12 protein-coding genes are annotated in these 20860 nt (G+C 44.4%); 6 read left to right on the top strand and 6 right to left on the bottom strand.

Annotated features, from left to right (window positions below):
• Positions 1-54 precede the first annotated feature (54 nt).
• Genes QUA20_RS14075 through QUA20_RS14065 form a run of 3 tightly spaced genes read right to left on the bottom strand, consistent with a single transcriptional unit; the run spans position 55 to position 7032 of the window.
• The gene (locus QUA20_RS14075) at positions 55-3711 is read right to left on the bottom strand and encodes a helicase-related protein (RefSeq protein ID WP_333189431.1); all 3657 of its coding nucleotides are present in this window, start codon (positions 3709-3711) and stop codon (positions 55-57) included.
• Positions 3711-6749: a hypothetical protein gene (locus tag QUA20_RS14070; RefSeq protein WP_333189430.1), complete on the bottom strand. Its 3039-nt coding sequence runs from the start codon at positions 6747-6749 to the stop codon at positions 3711-3713. Before QUA20_RS14070 ends, QUA20_RS14075 begins: the two co-directional genes overlap by 1 nt.
• 13 nt (positions 6750-6762) lie before the next feature.
• Positions 6763-7032: a YciI family protein gene (locus QUA20_RS14065; protein ID WP_333189429.1), complete on the bottom strand. Its 270-nt coding sequence runs from the start codon at positions 7030-7032 to the stop codon at positions 6763-6765.
• A gap of 160 nt (positions 7033-7192) precedes the next feature.
• Here QUA20_RS14065 and QUA20_RS14060 point away from each other — a divergent pair, with 160 nt between their 5' ends.
• A complete protein-coding gene (locus tag QUA20_RS14060) occupies positions 7193-7765 on the top strand; it encodes a Uma2 family endonuclease (RefSeq protein ID WP_333189428.1) in 573 nt (190 codons plus the stop codon).
• Between the two features lie 68 nt (positions 7766-7833).
• Here the strand turns inward: QUA20_RS14060 and pheT are convergent, their stop codons facing one another.
• The gene (pheT, locus tag QUA20_RS14055) at positions 7834-10278 is read right to left on the bottom strand and encodes a phenylalanine--tRNA ligase subunit beta (RefSeq protein ID WP_333189427.1); all 2445 of its coding nucleotides are present in this window, start codon (positions 10276-10278) and stop codon (positions 7834-7836) included.
• 665 nt (positions 10279-10943) lie between these two features.
• Here pheT and QUA20_RS14050 point away from each other — a divergent pair.
• The 4 genes from QUA20_RS14050 (at position 10944) to QUA20_RS14035 (ending at position 18461) form a co-directional block, all read left to right on the top strand.
• The gene (locus tag QUA20_RS14050) at positions 10944-12575 is read left to right on the top strand and encodes a serine/threonine-protein kinase (RefSeq protein ID WP_333189426.1); all 1632 of its coding nucleotides are present in this window, start codon (positions 10944-10946) and stop codon (positions 12573-12575) included.
• 207 nt (positions 12576-12782) lie between these two features.
• The gene (locus QUA20_RS14045) at positions 12783-15827 is read left to right on the top strand and encodes an MASE1 domain-containing protein (protein ID WP_333189425.1); all 3045 of its coding nucleotides are present in this window, start codon (positions 12783-12785) and stop codon (positions 15825-15827) included.
• A gap of 27 nt (positions 15828-15854) precedes the next feature.
• On the top strand, positions 15855-17663 hold the full coding sequence (locus QUA20_RS14040) for a PAS domain-containing sensor histidine kinase (RefSeq protein WP_333189424.1): 1809 nt from the start codon (positions 15855-15857) through the stop codon (positions 17661-17663).
• A gap of 294 nt (positions 17664-17957) precedes the next feature.
• Positions 17958-18461 (top strand): hypothetical protein, encoded by a 504-nt coding sequence (locus QUA20_RS14035; protein ID WP_333189422.1) that lies wholly within the window; start codon positions 17958-17960, stop codon positions 18459-18461.
• A gap of 74 nt (positions 18462-18535) precedes the next feature.
• On the opposite strand, the gene QUA20_RS14030 is transcribed toward QUA20_RS14035, so the two are convergent.
• Positions 18536-19027: a WbuC family cupin fold metalloprotein gene (locus QUA20_RS14030; RefSeq protein WP_333189421.1), complete on the bottom strand. Its 492-nt coding sequence runs from the start codon at positions 19025-19027 to the stop codon at positions 18536-18538.
• Between the two features lie 76 nt (positions 19028-19103).
• Here QUA20_RS14030 and QUA20_RS14025 point away from each other — a divergent pair, with 76 nt between their 5' ends.
• Positions 19104-20327: a tetratricopeptide repeat protein gene (locus tag QUA20_RS14025; protein WP_333189420.1), complete on the top strand. Its 1224-nt coding sequence runs from the start codon at positions 19104-19106 to the stop codon at positions 20325-20327.
• A gap of 126 nt (positions 20328-20453) precedes the next feature.
• Here the strand turns inward: QUA20_RS14025 and QUA20_RS14020 are convergent, their stop codons facing one another.
• Positions 20454-20777, bottom strand: coding sequence for a hypothetical protein (locus QUA20_RS14020; RefSeq protein WP_333189419.1), 324 nt, complete (start codon positions 20775-20777; stop codon positions 20454-20456).
• Positions 20778-20860: the final 83 nt, after the last annotated feature.

Here is a 20860-nt window from a genome sequence, read left to right as displayed (position 1 = left end):
ACACAGATAAACGCAGATTATTGAAGGAATTGAAAGCTTGGCAATGCAAGAGGTCTAGTTTACCTGCTTCGACAAAATTAAATTGAGCACGTTCAATTCGTTGGAACTTAAAAGATATTTATCTGTAAAAATCTTTTCTCGGCTTTGTTCTAAACTGTAGCTTCTAAACACGATAAATGGAAAGTCTTGATACTTGTGCCCGATCGGCATTACACTATCTACAGGGTAGATCGATCGCACGTAAGCCGACAAAATATCCCGAAACCGCCTATCTTCCGGTTCTTCCAGTTGGCTGTCAGCAAAATACTCCTGCATTTCCTCAGCGCTGACAAAAGCAAACAGCGGTATGGCATAATAGCGATCGAACTGCTGACTCTGCTCTTCAAAATACTGAGTTTTCTCCACATCGCTGTTGAGAAATTGCAATAACTCGATCGCACCTCCTCTAATTGCCGATCGTACATTCTCCGGGTACGACTCGCTATCCCTGATTCGATACATTTTTTGCAGCAACTGATTATCTACACACTTCTGAATTTGTTCGCGTAGTCGCATCTGGTATTTTTCCAGCAAATTTTTATTAGCTAGAGGCACTACCAACAAACTACCACAAATATGACCAATCTCTAGATTATCATAACTCAGCAAACCATCCAGCGGATTACACTTTTCCAAAAACTTCTTGTTAAAATCATCCCGCATTTCCAGATAGGAATCGCCCTTGTGACGAGAGTTATCAGAATTTGTTAAAACAAACTCCCCACGACCCAAAAGCTCTTCTAGACTCGTATAAACCTCCTTTAGCAACCTATTTCCTCGGATGCTTTCGCTCTTTAGCGTTTTAATCAGAGAAGCCATCTTGTTACTAAACGTATCCCCCACTGCTGAAACCGACTTCCCGCCGATGGGAATCATCAAAAACTTTTCCCTACCTAAATAACCGTATCCCAAAATTCGCGTCATTACCGCAGTCTTCAGAATTAGCAGTAAATTCAACAAACTCAACTTACTTTTTGGTAAGGAAAGTTCCGCATCATCAGCGTAATAAACTGCTGTATCAGATAGGTAAAAAACCAATTCTTTATCTTCACCATCAAGGGTTTTACCGTGTTTATCTTCGCCGCGCCCCCGATAAATCACCTGTATGATTTCCATCAGATTTTTCTCAATCTGGAAGTGAGCAATATCAACTAAAATATGCTTAGTTTTCGGGAAAGAAAGTCCGCGACTTCCCGATGCAGTCATAAATATTACTTTAGCTGTATCTTTGCACTCCTGTATTTTTTGTTTCTCCTCTTCCGAGATATTCGCATGAATTTCTAGATAATCTTTAAATTGATTAAAATCTCGTTCTTTTTGAATTTTCTCAATCAATTCTGCCAATCTTCGCTTATTTTGAATATAGACTATAATTTGTTCGACACCAGCTTTGGCCAATCGCTGATTGATATCCTGAATTATTTCAGACTGTACCCGTTTTACTAAATCATTATCCTCCTTTAAAGACGCATCTTCATTGTATTTAACAGTTTCTACAAATACCTTATAAGTTATCTCTAAACTGCGGGCGGGGTAGGAATTAGCATTAATTACCGTTGCAGGTAGCCGTTTAAATTCAAAAGAAGTAACTTGTAAAGGTTCAATGACATCAGAATTTTTAGCTAATTTTTTGAAATAGATTTTATCTGGTTCTGGTGACGTATTTTCAAGGTGTTGTTCGATCACATCAGGGTCAACAATCGAAGCATCAGCTACAATAATTTTAGTATTAAAACCGTGTTGTGGCTTGTGCAATTCATGATTTTTAACCATCTTAGCAATTCCCGCTAAAAACTCAACGCCACCGTCATCTCCTGTAATTTCATCTATCATAATGAAGATGTGTTTGATGCGACTGGATATTTCTTGCATCTTAGCGGAGATGACTCGGTTATCCCGTTTGTTATAAGTATCTTGAAATATCTGTTCTAAATAATCTAGGGTACTTTGTCGATTTTCTTTCATTCTCAAAGATTGGATGGAAACCGTAGCTACAATATTATTAGAAGTTTGACAGTTGATCAGGCTATAAATTCCATTGCAAATGCTATTTAGCACTCCCATAGTTTTGAGGCTAGCTGGTTCAATTACGGTTTCATTTTTTCTGGCAATTTGTCGCTGGTGGTATTCTTTTACCTGATTTTCGGGATTGTCTTTGACAAAAGTAACCGTTTTTTGTGAAAAGTTTTCATTGTGACTATTCGAGCTATACTTGACTGTACGCTTTCCCGAATAGCTGGCGATAATATCGGAGTTTGTGTTAATACAGAATAATCGATCGTTGCACAGCAAACCAGTATTTTTATCTTTGAATTTTTCGATAATATCTAAGTTTACTTGTTTGCGGGGACTGACGTACAGGAATAAGAAACCGTCGTCGATATGGGTTTTGAGGAAATTGGCGATCGCAGTTGTTTTCCCGATTCCCGGATTCCCCGTCAAAAAGATATAAGTTTCATCAGATTGAAGCGCTTTCACAATCAATTGGGCGTGAGCATTTCTCAAATGCAAACCACGATCGATTTGCAATTCATCTGCGAGTTTATCTGATATAATATCAATGGAATTAACAAAATTGTCTATCCGTTCAGTATGACATACAGGTTCAGTGACATTTTTTCCAATTCCTAACAAAGAATCAACAAACTTTCTGCCTTCTTTAAAACTGCGAGCCGCGTTGAGTTGAATAACATCTAAAACTTCGCGGCGAGCATCGTTAATCTCTTTACCTTTCGGTTCATTCTGGTAAATCTGGGCACAAGTTGCTAATAACTCAATTTTGTCCTTCCGTAGGGAAATAGCACTAATATTGCGATCGCCATAACCAACCACATTAAACAAAACCTCAGCATCACTTGAAATTATACCAGTTGCTTGCAGAAATCCATAGAAACTGTGAGCATAGCTACTAGCCTGAATTAACTTAGCGCTTTCCTTATCGTTATACTTAAAAGCTGTAAAATAGCGTTTTAAATCCTCCGAGAAATCCACACCTAAAGTGCTGGTATCCATCCGCAGATTAGAAAACACGCTTTTCGATCGCAAATAGCTAATTTCCCTGAGCAAATATTTCCGAATCACCTCTATTTCATTGATATCGATCGCTTTTGGCTCTAACCCCGGAGAAAACACAGATAAATCAACGCAAAGAATTCTAAAATCATTCCCCTGCTGTAGCAGCATCAGCGTATCTGCTTGCAAAAACTCGCCTTTGCTCTTGTAACGGCGGATGTAGGAGTTAATCTCATCATCTGATAAACTAGGTTTGGCAGTTTTTAACTGAGACAATAGCTCTTTAAACGCTTCTTTCTCACCCTTGTTATAGGTTCTGATACTGTTAGCATCACTAAAACTGCACTGACAGTACAAAATTTTTAAGCGCTGCAAATTCCAGCCAGTAGATTTGACGTACTCCCGGAAAAAATTTAACCCACCCAAAAAGCCTTTTTGGACAAAGAACAAACTCCATTTCTCAACTATTTCAGCATCTAAACTAGCCAGCAGATTGGCTTCCCTAACGATTTCCGCCGTCATCTTTGGCAATTTGAGCCTCTGCAAATCTAGACGGTAGGAATCACCAAAATTGTGACTTAAATTTTCCCGCTGAATATATGCCAGAATCCCGATATTGAATCCTACTTCAAACAGCCGTCCAAAATCTTCACTTATCATTATTTTGTACCTCCCTTTGTTACGCTCAATACTTCTCTTACCTTATTCAAAAAAGCCAGCGAGTTAAAATCTGCACTCCCGCGCGCATGAGGAAAAATAGATAAAGCACCAACCGAATCATCTCCGATAATCCGCTCGTAGGGGTCAAGTTTTAAACTAATATTGTGGCGAGCTTCATACCTAGAAAAGTGAAAAATTGTTAGATAATGCAGCAAAGTATCTTTAATTTCACCATCATATATCAAACCTTGGTGAAGGTCTTGGTCATCCAGAATGCCGTCGTATATATGCAACAGTGTCGAGTAGGAAATCACGCCGTTGTAAAAGTTTTTTTCTCCCGGCTGCTTGACTTTAATCCCGTTAAACAAGTTAAAAAACATCACAGCTTGCTGATTGCCTTTTGCAGACAAGCTTTCCAGTTCCATTGTATCTTGAATGTAAAAAGATTTTCCTTTATCACCTAGGAAACTGCGGACAAAGTATTTATCAAAAAACATCGGATAAATTTTGATATCTCGCCGCTCTCCCTTCAAAGTTCGGAGTAATTTTTTTGACATGAAAGACATTTCTTCATCTTCCTCAGTCTTGGTAATGTGCAGCGTACTCATGTAAGGTGCTTGGGAAATATATGCAAAATTCCGATATCCTTGCTGATAAAGCTGACTCATTACATCTTCAAGAATTACAGGTTCAGTATAAAGGCGGCTGACACTGTAATTCTCGGAAAAAGTTTTCAGCATTTCGACTTGAATTGTGGTATCGTCTAGCTGATTAATTCCGACAACTTCTCCAATTAAGCTGGCTTGTCTTTGGAAGCGGTTTTGATTACCTCTTCTTGCATCGCTATCCCGACTGGAGACGACAATAATTGCTAACTTATCCAACTCTGGAGATAGCTGCACATTGTCGAAGCGAAACTTTTTAGGAAGGATGGAATACATGGAACTCAAACCGTTACCGACACGGAAACTATCTACTCTTTCTCTAATCCGAAATCCTTGAGAAGTTGAGCGGTGTTTTTCACTCAAAATGTGAGATAATGTTTTGGAAACTTTAGCCATAAATTCTTCAGATGGCGAAGGGTGTTTAGGGTCGCCTTCGTGGAGCCTCGCCATCGGAATAAATAAGTTTTCTGCCTTATTTTCTAGTAGTATTCTCATACAGATATAAGACAGCAACAACATGGTAAACTTATAGACAAAAGCCGCCGCAGATTGTAACCCTTTATCGCCACTCTCTAGTCGTTTGTCGTCATAGGGAAACAAGACTAATTTGGTATTAAAATGGTCTTTGTAGATGTCTCTAGAACGCTGGGCTTTAGGTGCAGAAAGTACAGGTAAAACATCGACACCTTCGATGTTGTATTCCATGCTGAAAGTTTGGCGTTCATCAGTAGGGAAATACCGGACATCTTCTATGGTAATATTTACTGGTAGCTGACAGATTGCTGTGGCGCTGACAGTCGGCTGTTCGACGGCAACATAATGGAGTGTCTGCTTATAGTTTCGCTCCATAATATCATTGAAAAATTTACCATTCGTCATATTGTCAATGTTTTCTAACAGACCCATTTTGAGGGTTACGTGTCGCGTTTCTGTTCGACTGGGTAAAATTGTCTGCCGTTCCAGAAAGCCTTTCAGCATTTTTTTGAGATGGCTGATTTTGTGTCTAATATTAAACTTCTTAAACCCTTCGATGAAGTTACGAAATAGCTCTCTTTTTGCTTCATCGTCAGAACCTTGTAGGATTGGTAATACTCTTTGTTCAAAAATTGCGATCGGGTGATGATTTAGTTCAGCTTCAGCGTCGTAATTTTGCGCTAGCGGATCGTGGCGAGAAGCAAAAACAAAATAGTACAGCAAGGCTATTCTTAACACCTTGCGGGCGAAGGTTTCGGTAATTGAATCTATGGAATCTTCCCCAATTGCTGCTTGGTGTTCTTCACTATCTGGATTTAGTCGATTCAGATGATATTCAAATGCTTCTTTTCCACCGCGCGCTTGAACTGGGTTGTTAAATTTGATTTTGAGACCAAAGATAAATTTACGTTCGCTTTGAGGAGTGTCGGTGCTTTCTCCCAAGTAACCTGCTACAATTGGGATAATTGGCAGTGCATCTAAAACTTCCGCTCTGGCAAAAATTTCTCTGTAATTAAATCGAAATCCTGCATAATTTACTTCGTATTCGCCATCGGCTTTACTGCTATCGTTGATATATTTTTCTAGCAATCTGAGGCGGCGAATCAAGTCTTCTAAATAGATGATGCCTATAGTATCTGTGCTGCTAGCGCGGATGTGTTCTAACAGATACTCCAAATAAGTAATTTTTGCTTCTTTATTAAGTTTTCCGAGGGTTTCTTTGTCTACCAGTCGGATCAATTTGTGAAAATCTGAGTCTGGATTTTTAACCATCTCATCAAGAAAATGGCTAAGTTCTTGCCTGTCGTCGCTATTCTCGGCTTTTTCATTAATGTAGTTTTCCAAACCCTCCTTTAGCTCTTGTTCAAAAATATCGGTGTTTCGCACAGCAATCGTCAACTTATGCAGTTTTAAAGTCGCGTGGCTGCCAGAATCCAGGCGTTGCAAAGTTAGCTTTTCTTTTTCTAAAGAAGTGTGGCGTTTGCCAAAATCGTATTTAAAACCTAACTCTTGACCGCTTCCCCGGAAAGAAGGTGAATTCAAAGGAGTGATTAAGCTAGCGACAAACTTTTCTATAGAATCATTTTGGGGCAACTTAGATTCTAAGTGTTGCCGCAAACACTCTTTAATCTGCCTGACTCGATCGCCAAAACGCTCTTCAACTTCTGGCGGAAAATTAACCGTAGCAGCATCTGCTTGACGTTCATAGGAACCCAAGGGTGTCCGCACTTGCATTTTTGCAACATCAGCAGCGATCGCATCAATATCGACGATCAGACGGCGGCGGTCATCTGATATATTAAACGGATTGTTTCCCTGCAAAACTTCTAAAATCTTGTCCAGCAAATCGCCATAGTCCACTGGAACTAAATCGCTGTCACCCAATGTTAAGCTGTTCACCCTGTTAACCCCTTCAAAAAGCTTGAATCCACTCTTTAACGTCGTAATCAGTCCAAACCCCATTTACCCAATAAGGATCGGTTTCAACCAATTGTCGCACGGCCGCCTCATCTTCTGCTTCGTAAATTGCAAAAACTTTTGTTAAATCTTTCGTTGGCCCGATCGTACTTAACACACCCGATTCCTTCTGCTTAGCCAATCCGGCTAAATGAGCCTCTCGAAACGGAGCGCGTTTTTCGATTACATCTTCGCAGTAACTTCCCCACATCACATATTTGGTCACAATTTTGAGCCTCAGATAAATTTGTTTAAAAGTTATTGTACAATAAGAGTAAGAGGATTTAACGAAAATTTTAAGAATAAGATTAATGAGCCGCAGAGGTCGCAGAGGGCGCAGAGGAAGAGGGTAAACAGAGATGATTCTTAGATAGGAGAAAATTGCTATGACTTTATTAGACCTTCGTTTGTTGACGGTTCAAGAGTATCACCGCATGGCAGAAATTGGTATTTTTGAGGAAGACGAACGAGTAGAATTATTGGCAGGACAAATAGTAAAGATGGCAGCAAAAGGAACAGCACATGGTGCAGCGGTGAAACGCACAGAGAAGTTACTGGAAAATCGTTTGGAAAATCGAGTTTTGGTGCGACTGCAAGATCCAGTTCGGTTAAATGATTACTCGGAACCTGAACCTGATATTGCTGTGGTTGTACCCGATCCACTTTACTATGAAGACCATCATCCAACTCCTTCTGAAGTTTATCTGATTATTGAAGTAGCCGATACTACGCTGAGAACAGATTTGGGGATTAAAGCGACTATTTATGCTGAGTCTGGAATTGCTGATTATTGGGTTTTGGATGTTAATAATCGGCAACTCAACGTTTTTCGAGAACCGAGTCAGGATGGTTATCAAAGTCGGGTGATTCTCGGGGATGATGCGAGTATTTCTCCTTTGCAGTTTCCCAATTTTTCCTTTACGGTTGGGGAGATGTTGCGGCCATTGGTGTCAATTTAACGCTTTTTCCCTGAGTCCGGCAGGGAATGAATTCCCTGCCGGCCGACCTTGGTGAGTAGCGGTCTATTTTAGCTTCTCAAACTAACGCCGAATTTCTCTACTAAAACATCGCGCACTTTTTGTTGTGCCGGTTCGACATCGGTTTCGCTCAAAGTTCGATCGCCCGCGCGGTAAACTAACCGAAAAGCCAAACTCCGCTGGCCCGCCGGTACGTTGTCGCCCCGATATTCGTCGAACAGTTCCACCGAATCCAGCAAACTACCCGCCGCCTTTTTCATCGCACTTTGCATCTCAACAACCGCAACCTCTACAGGCGCGAAAAACGCAATATCTCTGTCAGAAGCGGGGAAACTCGAATAACCCGCAAACTTGCGAGTCGAAATGCTCGATCGCCCTAATTCACCCAACAGCACCGCTAAATCTAATTGAAACACGTAAACCTGCTCAGGCAAATCCTTTTCTTGCTGCAATTGCGGGTGCAACTGTCCAAAAACTCCTAAATGTTTCCCGTTTAACGATAACGCAGCGGTGCGACCCGGATGCAAGCGTGTATTCGAGGAATCGCTTTGATATTCCACCGACAAACCCAACTCTTGAAATGCGCTTTCCAAAATACCTTTTGCCTCAAACCAACTCAAAGGTCGATCGCGCCCTCCCTGCTGCCATTTCCACACAGTCGGATCGCCGCCGATAATCCCCGCAACTGCATCGGCTTCCTTCATTGCATCCCCATCTTTCCAGAAAATGCGGCCGACTTCAAAACCGTTTAGTGCGCCATTTCCCTGTTCCAAATTGTACCCGAAAGCATCAATCAAACCCGACAGCATTTCTGTCCGCAAAGCCGAATACTCCACAAACAGCGGATTCGCCAGCACCACCTGATTGTCTCCCTCAGTTTTCACCAAAGAATAGTGCATCAGTTCCGTCAAACCGGCAGCTCGAAAAGCCGATCGCACATTCCGAATTGCCGCATATTCTGGTGACAGATAACCGGGTTCCGTTTTGCTGGGCAAAGTATCGCAGAAATTGTCATAACCGTGGAGTCTGGCAACTTCTTCAATTAAATCTATTTCCCTTTCTAAATCGCGGTAGCGGTAAGGAGGAACAGTTATCGCAAACACCCGTTCTTTTTCAGTCGGAACAACTTCGCAGCCCAAAGCTGTCAGAATGTTTTTTACCTCTTCCGGTTCCAGATATTTAGAACCGCCCGTTTGTCCTCTTTTCAACTGCCCCAAAACCAGATTTACTCGGTCTAAACGCAATTCGAGCGATCGCGAAAAATTCAAATCATCGCCGGAGCTCGCCGTTTTCTGAACCGTCGCAGCGCCTCCAGCAAACTCCAAAATTAGAGCTACAGCGCGGTTGCAGGCCGTCGTCAAAGCCGCCTGATTCACCCCCCGTTCGTAGCGGATCGATGCCTCGCTCCGCAAGCCTTGAGCGCGCGCAGAACGGCGAATCGTTGCCTGGTCAAAAATCGCTGCTTCTAAAACTAAATTTTGCGTTCCTTCGTGAACTTCCGTGTCTTCGCCGCCCATTACCCCAGCTAAGGCAACAGGTTTGTCGCTAGCAGTAATTAACAGATTTTGAGCTTGCAAATTGCGGTTTTGTCCGTCCAAAGTTTTGAAGGATTCCCCTGTTGTAGCAAAGCGGACGCCGATGCTGATATCTTGAGTACCAGTGAAAGATTGCAGGCGATCGCGATCGAAAGCGTGCAGCGGCTGACCCCATTCCAATAAAATGTAATTAGTTACGTCAACCACATTATTAATCGGCCGCACTCCCGCCGCCTGCAACCGCTGCTGCAACCAAGCTGGAGAAGCAGCAATTTTCACACCTTCAATTGCCGTGCCGATGTAAATCGGGCATCCTTGCGGTTCCGATATTTCTACTGCCAAAGCAGGACTTTCTTTGCCCTCAATCGCCACACCATTCGCTTCGGGAATTCTCAAACTCGCCCCAGTCAGCGCCGCCACTTCCCGCGCTACACCCACCATGCTCAAAGCGTCAGCACGGTTGGCAGTTGCTGTCAAGTCTAAAATCACGTCGTCTAAACCCAAAAGCGGGCGAATATCGCTGCCCAATTTGGGATTTTCTAACTCGAAAATGTGAATGCCTGCTGACTCTTTAGCCAGTCCCAATTCTGCCAGAGAACAAATCATTCCTTCGGAAGGAACGCCCCGCAATTTAGCAGGTTTAATCTTTAAATCAATAGTCGGCAGAAAAGTTCCGACAACAGCGACAGGCACGTAAATGTCTGCTCTAGCGTTGGGTGCGCCGCAAACAATATTCAAAGCTTGTGAAGAGCCGACATCCACTTGACAAACTCTCAATTTGTCTGCATTCGGATGCTGTTCGCAGGCGATGATTTTGCCCAAAACTACACCGCTTGCCCAAGGGCGGCGGTCTTCGATTTCTTCGACTTCAAACCCGGCCATTGTCAGGGTTTCGGCTAATTCTTCCGGGGATATCGACACATCCACCAATTCCCGCAGCCAGTTTAGAGAAATACGCATAATTTAGTCAGTAGTTAGTTGTCAGTGCTCGGTAGTTATTAGTCATTAGTCTGCGCCGGCAGGCTTCGACTGTGCAGTCACAGAATTGATTCGGCAAAGCCTTTATTACCATAATAATTTAATTTTGTCAATAGTTTTGTGGTATACATAAGCAAAAACGAGCGATCGGTCACTTATGTTGATGGCTGCTGGGGGGATTAGTAACATTCTCATTCAGATAATGAGGTATGCTAGAAATATCTCACAGTGCAAAGATCTATATTTCGGACAGTTTTTGATTGCCAACCTTAGAATAAGGGTTTCAAGGCGATTCGGCAAGTTCGCTACCAACGGAAAATCGAGGGTGTCAGATTACTAACTAAAAACTGTCCGGACTCTTGAAAGCTCACCTAAGTGTAGGAAGACTTTACACAAAAAAGGACAAATTTAGCAAGTCTTTAAACTATTTTCAAGGATAATCCACAGAAAAAACTCACAGCAGCTAGATAATCAAAATAGGGAAAAGATATCTGCCTAAAAGACTTAGGTGCAATTCCAATTCGCAACCGGACGCACGGCCATCCGACAACTGATAGATCAGTATTTCTACCAGAAGCAGGAACAGGCAATTTGTGCAGTCAAGCGACGCTGGCAAAATCAGAAAAACATAGGCAAACTCAATTAACATGAGCTACTGCGTAAATCCGGGCTGTCCCCATCCTCAAAACCCTGCTGACTCTATTCTTCAGTGTCAGACTTGCGGTGCGCGGTTATTGCTGCGCGCTCGCTACCGAGTCACTGAACCTTTAGGACAAGGAGGTTTTGGAGCTACATTTCTGGCAAAAGACATATCATTGCCCGGTCAACCGAGTTGCGTGGTTAAGCAACTGCGACCCAGTAGTTCGTCGCCGCGAGTTTTAGAAATGGCGCGGGAATTATTCAAGCGAGAAGCGAAAACCCTCGGCCAACTGGGCGACCACCCGCAAGTACCGAGGCTGCTAGACTATTTTGAAACCGAACAGCAATTTTACTTAGTTCAAGAGTATGTTAAAGGCTCGACTTTGAAACAAGAAGTCAAGCAGTCAGGCCGTTTCAACGAATCGGATGTTAAAAATTTTCTATTAGAAATTCTGCCAGTAGTGCAATATATCCACAGCCAAGGAGTAATTCACAGAGACATTAAACCCGCAAATATTATTCGCCGAGTTCAAGACAGCCACTTAGTTCTGATTGACTTCGGAGCGGTAAAAGATCAAGTCAGCCAAACAATATTATTAGACCCCGCCGACCAAAGCGCCAACACGAAATTTTCTGTCGGCACATTTAGTTTCGCTCCCCCGGAACAAATGGCGCTGCGGCCGATATTTGCCAGCGACATCTACGCTGTGGGCATGACTTGCTTGTACTTGCTCACAGGAAAGTCGCCCAAGGATTTAGATTTTGATGGAGTAACTGGCGAAATTGTTTGGCAGCCCCACGTTCAGGTAAGCCCAAATTTTGCACGGATTCTCGAAAAAATGCTCAAGCCGATGGTTGGCCACCGCTTCCAATCGGCAGCAGATGTCCTCAGAGCTCTCTCGGGCCAATTTGAAGACCCAACTCTGATGGACGGCTTGGCAACTCAATTTAACGGCTCTTCTCGTACCGTTGAAGAACCGACAATATTTAATGACGCGGGTTCTTCGTGGTCACCGCCTCAGAACAAAATCAATCAAGATTTACGATCGAACCAAAGCCGCATTGGTAGAACTTCCTTTAGCCAATCCGGGAACACGGGGATGCAGCCCAGAGTTTCCCGAACTCTGGCTGAGTCCGGCAGAACTTTCGGAACGGTTGCACCTTCCAGCGACAATTTAGCAGGGCCAAAGGTAACGAAAGCTGTTGTTAAGTGGGACACCAACAGCTTGCGAGCGGCATATTTTAAAGGCAAGCGCGATTTTGCTGACTGCGAACTGTCTGGCCTGCAACTGCAAAAATTGCAGCTAGCGGGGGGGAATTTTTATCAAGCCAGGTTGGTGAAGGCAAATTTGCAAGCAGCGGATTTGTCGGGGGCAAATTTGGGTCACGCGAGGTTAATTAAGGCGAATTTGCGAGATGCTAACTTGACTGAGGCTTATTGCAGCACTGCCAATTTTGAAGGCGCGGATTTCCGAGGTGCTGACTTGACGGGGGCTTATTTGGCTAAGGCGAATTTGCGGGGAGCAAATTTGTGCGGGGCGAATCTTACCAACGCTACAGTTTCTGAGGAACAATTGGCAATGGCAAAGACCAATTGGCTTACTGTTAAGCCTGATGGGAAACGGAGTTTTGGATTTTAAGAAGTCATTAGTCAGCAGTCAGCAGTCAGTAGTCAGTAGTCAGTAGTCATTAGTTAGTGGGTAGCTGCTACGAATAACAGTCAACAGTCAACAGTCAACAGTCAACTCCCCACTCCCCCAGTCAGGTGAGTCGCCAGGAGGAAGCACGATCGCCCCAAAGCAGCCTAAATTAAAAACTAGGAATGGAGGATTAGATCGCATCTAAACATGAAACTGCTCAACCGTCGCACTCGACCGCTTCTCTACGCCGGTATCCTGGCTCTGACCTACTTTGTTACCGGAAAACTCGCAGCGTCGATGCTGGGGCTGGTAAAAGCCGAAGCCTCCCCCGTGTGGCCGCCTGCCGGTATTGCTCTAGCGGCGCTGCTACTGCAAGGGCGGCGGATGTGGCCGGGAATTGCCCTCGGTTCGGTGCTGTTAAACTCTACCGCCGGTATACCGTCCGCCGTCATTGCCACATCGGCATTTAGTGTCACCTTGCAAGCGCTGGCTGGGGAGGCTTTGCTGAGGGAGAGCGGATTTTCTACCAAACTCGATCGATTGCGAGATGTTCTGGGTTTGGTGGCCGGCGCTGTCATCGGGTCTACTTTCCTCGGCTCTACCCTCGGCAACTTGGGAACGTGCATTTTGGGTTGGGATCGGTGGAGCAATTTCTCTCAGAACTGGTGGACTACGTGGCTCGGAGACGGGATGGGAATTTTGATTGTGACGCCCGTGCTGCTGACTTTAAACCACGCCGTTAACAGTTTTAAATTTCCAATAAAATCCCGCATTATTTCAACTTTTATCGCATTTTTTAACAGACAGAATAATCAACTACCAATTAGTAGTCGCAGACACACATTTTCTGCAACTGAAAACCGTTATAATCTAATATTTTTAATTATTAATTATTCAGAAATAGCGCTGTGGCTGACTCTATTGCTGAGCGTGAGCTGGCTGTTTTTTTGCTCAAAAACACAGGCGGCGATCGCTCAGTATCCGCTGGAGTACCTGCCTTTTCCTCTAATAGTTTGGGCAGCCCTGCGGTTTCAACCGGCGGGAGCTATTTTTGCTTATTCGATCGTCTCTTGCATCGCGATTTGGGGAGCAGTACAGGGAGGCGGCCCGTTTTTGGCCAAAAGCGATAATCTCAAACAGGCGGTTTTGTTTTTACAAGCTTTTACCGGTACGATCGCCCTTGTGGCTCTGATGTTGGCCGCCGCCGTAGCAGAACGCCAGCAAGCGCTGGTGGAGGTGCGCCGCACAGCCGCCATGCTGCGCGATCGCGAAGCTAGTTTAGCCAACGCTCAGCGCATCGCTCACTTGGGAAATTGGGATTTAAATTGCGCCGCCCTCACAGCAACTGACAACTGCGAAGAATCCGCAGAACATGATATATCCAATATCGAATTGCTGTGGTCAAACGAACTTTACCGCCTCTTGGGTTTTGCTCCGGGAACTGTCAAACCCACACCAGAAGTTTTTTTGCAGGCCGTACATCCAGAAGACCGAGAATTGGTGGCGCGATCGCAGCGCCAAGCTATGTTTGAGCGCCAAGCCTATTGCATTAACTACCGAATTGTGCTGGCAGATGGCTCCGAACGCACTGTCTGCGAACAGTCGGCAATTGAGTCAGGGGCGATCGCCGCCACAGTCCAAGACGTTACCGAACGCCACCGCGCGGAAACCGCTTTGCGGGCGTCCTCCGATCGCGATCGCTTGCTCTCAGAAATCGCCCTGCGAATTCGCAACTCCCTCAACATCGAAGAAATTCTCAACACTACTGTTGCCGAAGTCCGGCAATTTTTCAAGGCAGACCGCGCTTTCATCGGTATTATGGACGTGGAGGGGGTACATCTTCCTAGCCCGGTGTACGGTAAGGTTGTGGCCGAGTCTGTGGATGCCCAATGCCGTTCTCTTTTGGGGTGGGCACTCGCTGACGAGAATCACCTCGAAAACCAGAGAACTTTTTATGCTAACAACCGCGTCCGAGCTATCTCCGATACTGCTAGCGTTCAACTCAGCGTTCCAATTGCCCAATTGTACAGCGACTATCAAATTCGCGCGACGTTAAATGTGCCGATCTTCCTGGGGGATCAATTGTTCGGGATCTTGGCCGTCAACCAGTGCTCGGGGCCCCGCCAGTGGCAGGAATTTGAAATTGATTTGTTGGAAAAACTCGCTACCCAAGTGGCGATCGCTCTCCAGCAAGCCCAACTTTTGCAGCAGGTTAAAGATCTCAATGCCAACTTGGAATCTCAAGTGGAGGAACGCACCCGCCAACTACAGCAAAAAATGCACGAACTGCAAGAAAGCAACCGCCTGAAAGACCTATTTTTGCACGCAGTTTCTCACAATCTCCGCACTCCCGTTATGGGAATGTTAATACTGCTAAAAAATTTGCTCAACAAATCGCCCTCAGACTCTCTACAGGATGTTCCGGTTTCTCGATCGATTTTGCAGCGCATCGTTCAGGCCAGCGAACACCAGTTGACTATGGTTAATGCCCTGCTCGACGCTCACGCTAGCGAGGTCAAAGGTATTGTTCTCAATACTGTACCGCTGCATTTGCCGTCTTTAGCTTCAACCATTGTTGCCGATTTAGAACCGATGCTGGCCAAAAATCAAGCAACTTTGACTCAGGAAATCCCGGCGGATTTGCCACAAGTCAATGCCGATCGCCAACACTTGCAGCGGGTGCTAGAAAATCTGTTGACTAATGCTATTAAACACAATCCTCCGGGAGTCAATATAACTTTTAAAGCCGAGGTAATTGCAGTTGAAACAGCGCTAAGTTATGAAGAAAATTCCCAGGCTTTAACCTCGCCCAATAATCCGCTTGCCCGCTGTATCGCTAACGGGATATCTGCTGCGGGCGATCGTCCTAGGATGTGCGAGACCACCCAGAAAAATCAGGAAACCCTGGCCAAATTCAACATCGACGGCAGTTGCAAAGTGCCCCGCTATCAGGGTCAAATTGGCAATATCGGCAGCAAATTGCCCGGAGTGACCGTAAAAATGGTTCGCTGTACTGTAACAGATAATGGAGTGGGAATCAGCGCCAAACAGCGGGAATCTCTGTTTGAACTTTACGTTCAAGACCCTAATAGCCGACAATTAACAGGGCTGGGTTTGGGATTGTACCTGTCCAAGCAAATTATCAAAGCTCACGGCGGCTCGATCGGCGTCGAAAGCACTCCCGGAGAAGGCTCGACTTTCTGGTTTTCGCTACCTGCTGTCAACTCGGACGATCCCTCTTTCCCACTCTAAAATCTAAAATTTAAAATCTAAAATGGTATGAGCTATTTGGGCAATGCAAAATCAGTTCAGGCGTCAACGGTTTACGAGGTGTGGCGCGATCGCTTCCTCCGAGAACGGCTGCGCCCTGCTGTCGCAATTGCCATCTTTTTTGCCTTCACAATAACGGTCTATTTTCTGGGCGAAAGATTCTTCGCTCGCCAGGAGTTTAAAAGTGTTTATTTGTACACGAGCGCTGCTGTAGAATTGGGTTTGTTGACTTGTTTTGTATTGCAAAAAACCTCCTTCGGACAGCGCTATCCCGGTTTGCTGTTTTTGGGTTTTTCGTGGTCGCTGACGGTGGTTGTACAGCTTGGGCTAGCTGTCGCACAAGCCGGGGAATTACCAATTTTTACCTGGATTTTAGCGTTTCTGATCCAAGCTACGCTAATGCCCGTCCGCTGGCGCCTCCACCTGATTTCTCAACTCGGCGTTTTGTGTTGCCACGTCGGGATAAATTTGGTTTTAAATCTAAGTTTTGCTAAGTATACTCCTTTTAAGTTGACCGGGTTGTACTTATATTTGTTTTGGTTTTGTTTGATATGTGACTTGTCCGTTTATTGGTACGAATGTCTGCAACGGAAAGAGTTTAGTACCAGGCGCGAGTTGGAATCTGCTTACCAGCAGTTGGAAGAGGCGGAGGCGAAGTACCGCAGCATTTTTGAGAATGCGGGCGAGGGGATTTTTCAAAGCACTCCCGATGGCCGTTATATTACTGCCAATCCAGCTTTGGCGCGGATTTACGGCTGCGATTCCCCGGAAGAAGTGACGGCAAAGTTTACTGATATTGAGCGGCAGTTGTACGTCGATCCGGCTCGCAGAAATGAGTTTTTGCGATCGATCGAGGAAAGCGGCACAGTATCGGATTTTGAATCTAAAATTTACCGCTCAGATGGCAGTATTGTCTGGATTTCCGAGAAGGCGCGGGCGGTACGGGACAACAGCGGCTCCCTGCTTTATTATGAGGGTTTAATTGAGGATATCACGCAGCGCAAACAGGCACAAGAATCGCTGCGGCTGTTTATCCACGCTCTTTCTCACGACTTGCGAAACCCGGTAGCGGGAATGTTAATGGTGCTGAAAAATTGGCAGACGAAAACCGGGGATTCGATCGCAATTCCCCGTTCTGTTTTGGAGCGGATGATTCAAGGTAGCGAGCAGCAGTTGCGGTTGATAAATTCGCTTTTGGAAGTTCACGCTGGGGAATTGCGCGGTTTTGTTTTGCACTGCGATCGGGTTGATTTGAGGGCGGTGGTTGAAGTTGCTGCGGCAGATTTGGAGCCTTTAATGAATGAGGCTCAAGCTAATTTTAAAAATTTGGTACCAGATGATTTTCCCGCCGTGAATGCTGACACTACTCAGTTAAGGCGCGTGTTTTCTAATTTAATTTCTAATGCTTTAAAACACAATCTGCCCGGACTGAATTTAACGGTTTCCGCTCAAGTAATCAAGGCGGAAAAATTAATTGTAAATCAAAAACAAGCAAAACAAGACATCGACAAATTACCGATTACCAATCCACAATCCCCAATCCCTAATTATCAATCCCCAATCCCTAATTCTCCAAGTAGCATGATTTACTGTACCGTTGAAGATGACGGGGTGGGAATATTGCCGGAACAGTGCGAACATCTTTTTGACCTCTACGTTAGGGGTTATCAATCCCGACACTCCCTTGGTTTGGGTTTGGGTCTATATCTTTGCCGACAAATTATTGGCGCTCACGGCGGGGAAATTGGGGTAATTAGCAGTCCCGGTGCAGGGGCAACTTTTTGGTTTACTTTGCCGCTGGCTGAGAATTCACGGTAATTTTTTTGTATGTTTAATTACATTTAATCTAACAACAGCGCCCGACATTTAGAACCTTCTTAATTGCTGAAACCGTTGCGAAATATTGCTTCTGCTTTCTGCCTGCTGCCTTCTGCTGTACTTTGGTTGTACGGTCGAAGGTGGCTTTTTGAGCGGCCGGGGCCAAATTAGTCGATCGAACTATTGATATTAATTTAAAACCGTGCTATAGTAACCAAAATGTTTTTACTACAAAAAAACATTTTCACATTTTATTTAGAAATAGCATTGAATCTAGAAAATCTATAAAACTAGATGAAAGACCTGCAATTTATGGTCCACAAAAGCTCAGAAAATACAGCTAAAGACGATGCAGCTAAGTACGACTCAGCTAAATATAACGAGCGGTCGTTCTCAACTTTAATGCGGGCACTCCGTCTTTCCCAAGGTTACTTTTCTTTCGTTTTAGTCCACTGCAACTCGCTGGTTTTGCGGCAGCAAATAGTCGATCGGCTGCAAGCAACTTGTGCCGTCAAACCGCGGCAACTGTTTTTGCCCGAATCGGCAACAACTCTCTACAGGACAATCGCTGCAGAACTAGAGGGGGAACAGCCTACAGCTTTAATGATCCTCGGTTTGGAATCAGTGCAGGCGATCGATCGATTGCTCGTTTCTACCAACTTACTATGCAGCGAATTCAGCAAAACATTTTCCTTTCCCGTCGTCTTTTGGGTGACGGATGAACTTCTGAGAAAAATTGTTCGCACCGCCCCGGATTTATACAATCGGATGACGACAATTAGATTCATCAGTCAGTAGTAATAAGTCGATCGATTTTAGATTTTAGATTTTAGATTTTAGATTTTTAACAGTCAACAGTCAACAGTCATCAGTCAACTGTTAAATTCGGCTTCCCAAATCAGGACTAATTCTCGCGCCGCCGCAGTTCCCTCAGCAGGAAAACTTGCCAAAAAGTCTTTATCCGCCCCCACGTCGTAAGGCCCTTCCTTAAACTCTAAAATCACAGTATCCGGTGCCAAAGCTACTAACGTGTGAATAGTGCCCTCTGGCAGTTCGACAGCGCGAGTCGGGCCCGCAGCGCTGACTCGCAACGAGCGCAGGATTTGACCGTTTTCGTTCAAAATAACAATACCGACTTCTCCTTGAATCACCACAAAAAACTCAAAACCGTTAATTGCAGGCGGGCGCAGGTGTTGGTGAGGGCGAACGTAAGTGCCTGGTTGCAGCACGTTGACAAACCGCTGCACTTTTTCAGACAAATCGTGGAAATTGTAGTTTTGTCGCTGGCGGGGACTGCGGCGGGAGGAAGCGGCAACTTCGTCTAGCAATTCTTGCGTCAGCAATTTGATCGGGGGGGACTGCACAACAGATATCCTGTATTTAATAGTTCTTGAACAAATGGGCTAGTCTGGGATCATCGTTATCAGCATCTCTTGACACATGGAAATCGCAACTCAGGTGCGTATCACTAAGGCAATGCGTTTGTCAAGTATCTTTAGAAAAAGTATTAGCCCGATCGCCCTTTTGACTATTCTAGTCTGCGCCAGTAGCGTTTCTGCGTCTGAACCGAGGGTCGCACTGTTGGTTCAGCAGCAATTCCCACAGCAGCAACTGAAAGACGAAATTCGCGATCGGGTTCAAGAAGAAGTTGACATTGCTTTTGGGCGCACGGCGGTACTGCTGAACGGGCTGATAATTGCCCTAACTTTGTTTCCGACAGCAGCCGGAGTCGGGGTTTGGTTTCTGTTGAGCAAATTGTCCAAGCAGACAACAGTTGCTCGCCAAGAAATTGAAAGTCTCCATTACGATACAATCTCTCAATTAAAACTATTAATTTCGGACGCTGAAAGTATCTTAGGCGAAATCCAACACCAAAGTCACGCGGCGGATGCAGAAACAGACTTGTTATTGCCCGATGCCCAAATTCAAGAATTTGCTCCGGTTAACTATGGCAATTACCAACAGCTAGTGACGGCAAGCGACTATGCTAAACAGGGAGATGCTTGTTTCTTTGAAAACCGTTATGAAGATGCGATCGCTGCTTACAATCTTGCCCTGCAAATTCAGCCGGATTTAGCCGATACTTGGAATAACCGGGGAGTAGTGCTGACGAGAATGCAGCGGTATCCAGAGGCGATCGCCTCTTACGAACAAGCTACTACAATTCGCCCCAATTATCCCGACGCTTGGAACAATCGAGGCGTGGTATTGTTGGAGTTGCAGAAGTACCAGGAGGCGATCGGCTGCTACGAACAGGCAATTCAAGCCAAACCAGATTATGCCGACGCTTGGAACAACCGAGGCGTTGCTTTTTCCAAAATGCAGGAGTACGAACAAGCAGTAATTTCTTACAATCAAGCTCTACAAATTAAAAATGATTATACTGATGCTTGGAACAATCGAGGCGTTGCACTCTCCAAATTGCAAAAATACGAAGCTGCGATTGATTCCTACGACAATGCTGCTAAAATCCGACCTGACTTTTACAGAATTTGGTACAACAAAGCCCGATGTTATGCGCTACAAGGTAAAATTGAATTAGCAATTGAAAATTTAAAGCGCGCCCTCAATCTCAATCCGAATGTCTGTAAAGAATTGGCAAAAAGTGAAGCTGATTTAGAAAAAATTCGCGAATACGATGCGTTCAAGCAGTTGATTAATTAATACATTGGGCTTAGGGCTGTAATTAAGAAACCGAGTTTCTATATAAAAATATTTGTTTGAATGCCCAAGTTGTGAGAAACCCGGTTTCTGGTTCTAGTAGTTGAGCTTTAGCCCATTCTAGTAGGATTAATTCCATTTTTCTATAGTTGGCTTATATAGCCAATAATTGATTTTTTCTTCATTGACAAAACCTTTTAAGGATGGATCTGGCCAAATATGTATTTTTTCTAAACATTCTAGTTCTGTTGCTGCTGTTTCTATAAATTCCCATTGTCTCATAAAAGTTTCAGCCCAAGATTTTTTAGTCATAATTGATTTGGCAAAATCTAAACCTGCTGCTAACATTCTTTGACCATTTGATCCTCTGGCATTAATGGGTTCCCAAAATATTAATTCTGGATTAATTTGCATAAATTTATCTAAATTAAATTTAAAGTCATCTAAAGTCATTATAGGTGGGAGCGTGTCACTTTTGCGATGAGTATTTATACTCAAACATTTCTTCGCTTACCAATTAAGCCATTTAAGTAAGC

Origin of the sequence: Microcoleus sp. Pol7_A1 (assembly GCF_036701085.1) — a bacterium.
In the GTDB taxonomy this organism is placed as follows: domain Bacteria; phylum Cyanobacteriota; class Cyanobacteriia; order Cyanobacteriales; family Microcoleaceae; genus Microcoleus; species Microcoleus asticus.
Note: the sequence above shows the minus strand (reverse complement) of the source record. Positions and strands in the feature narration are given on the sequence as shown.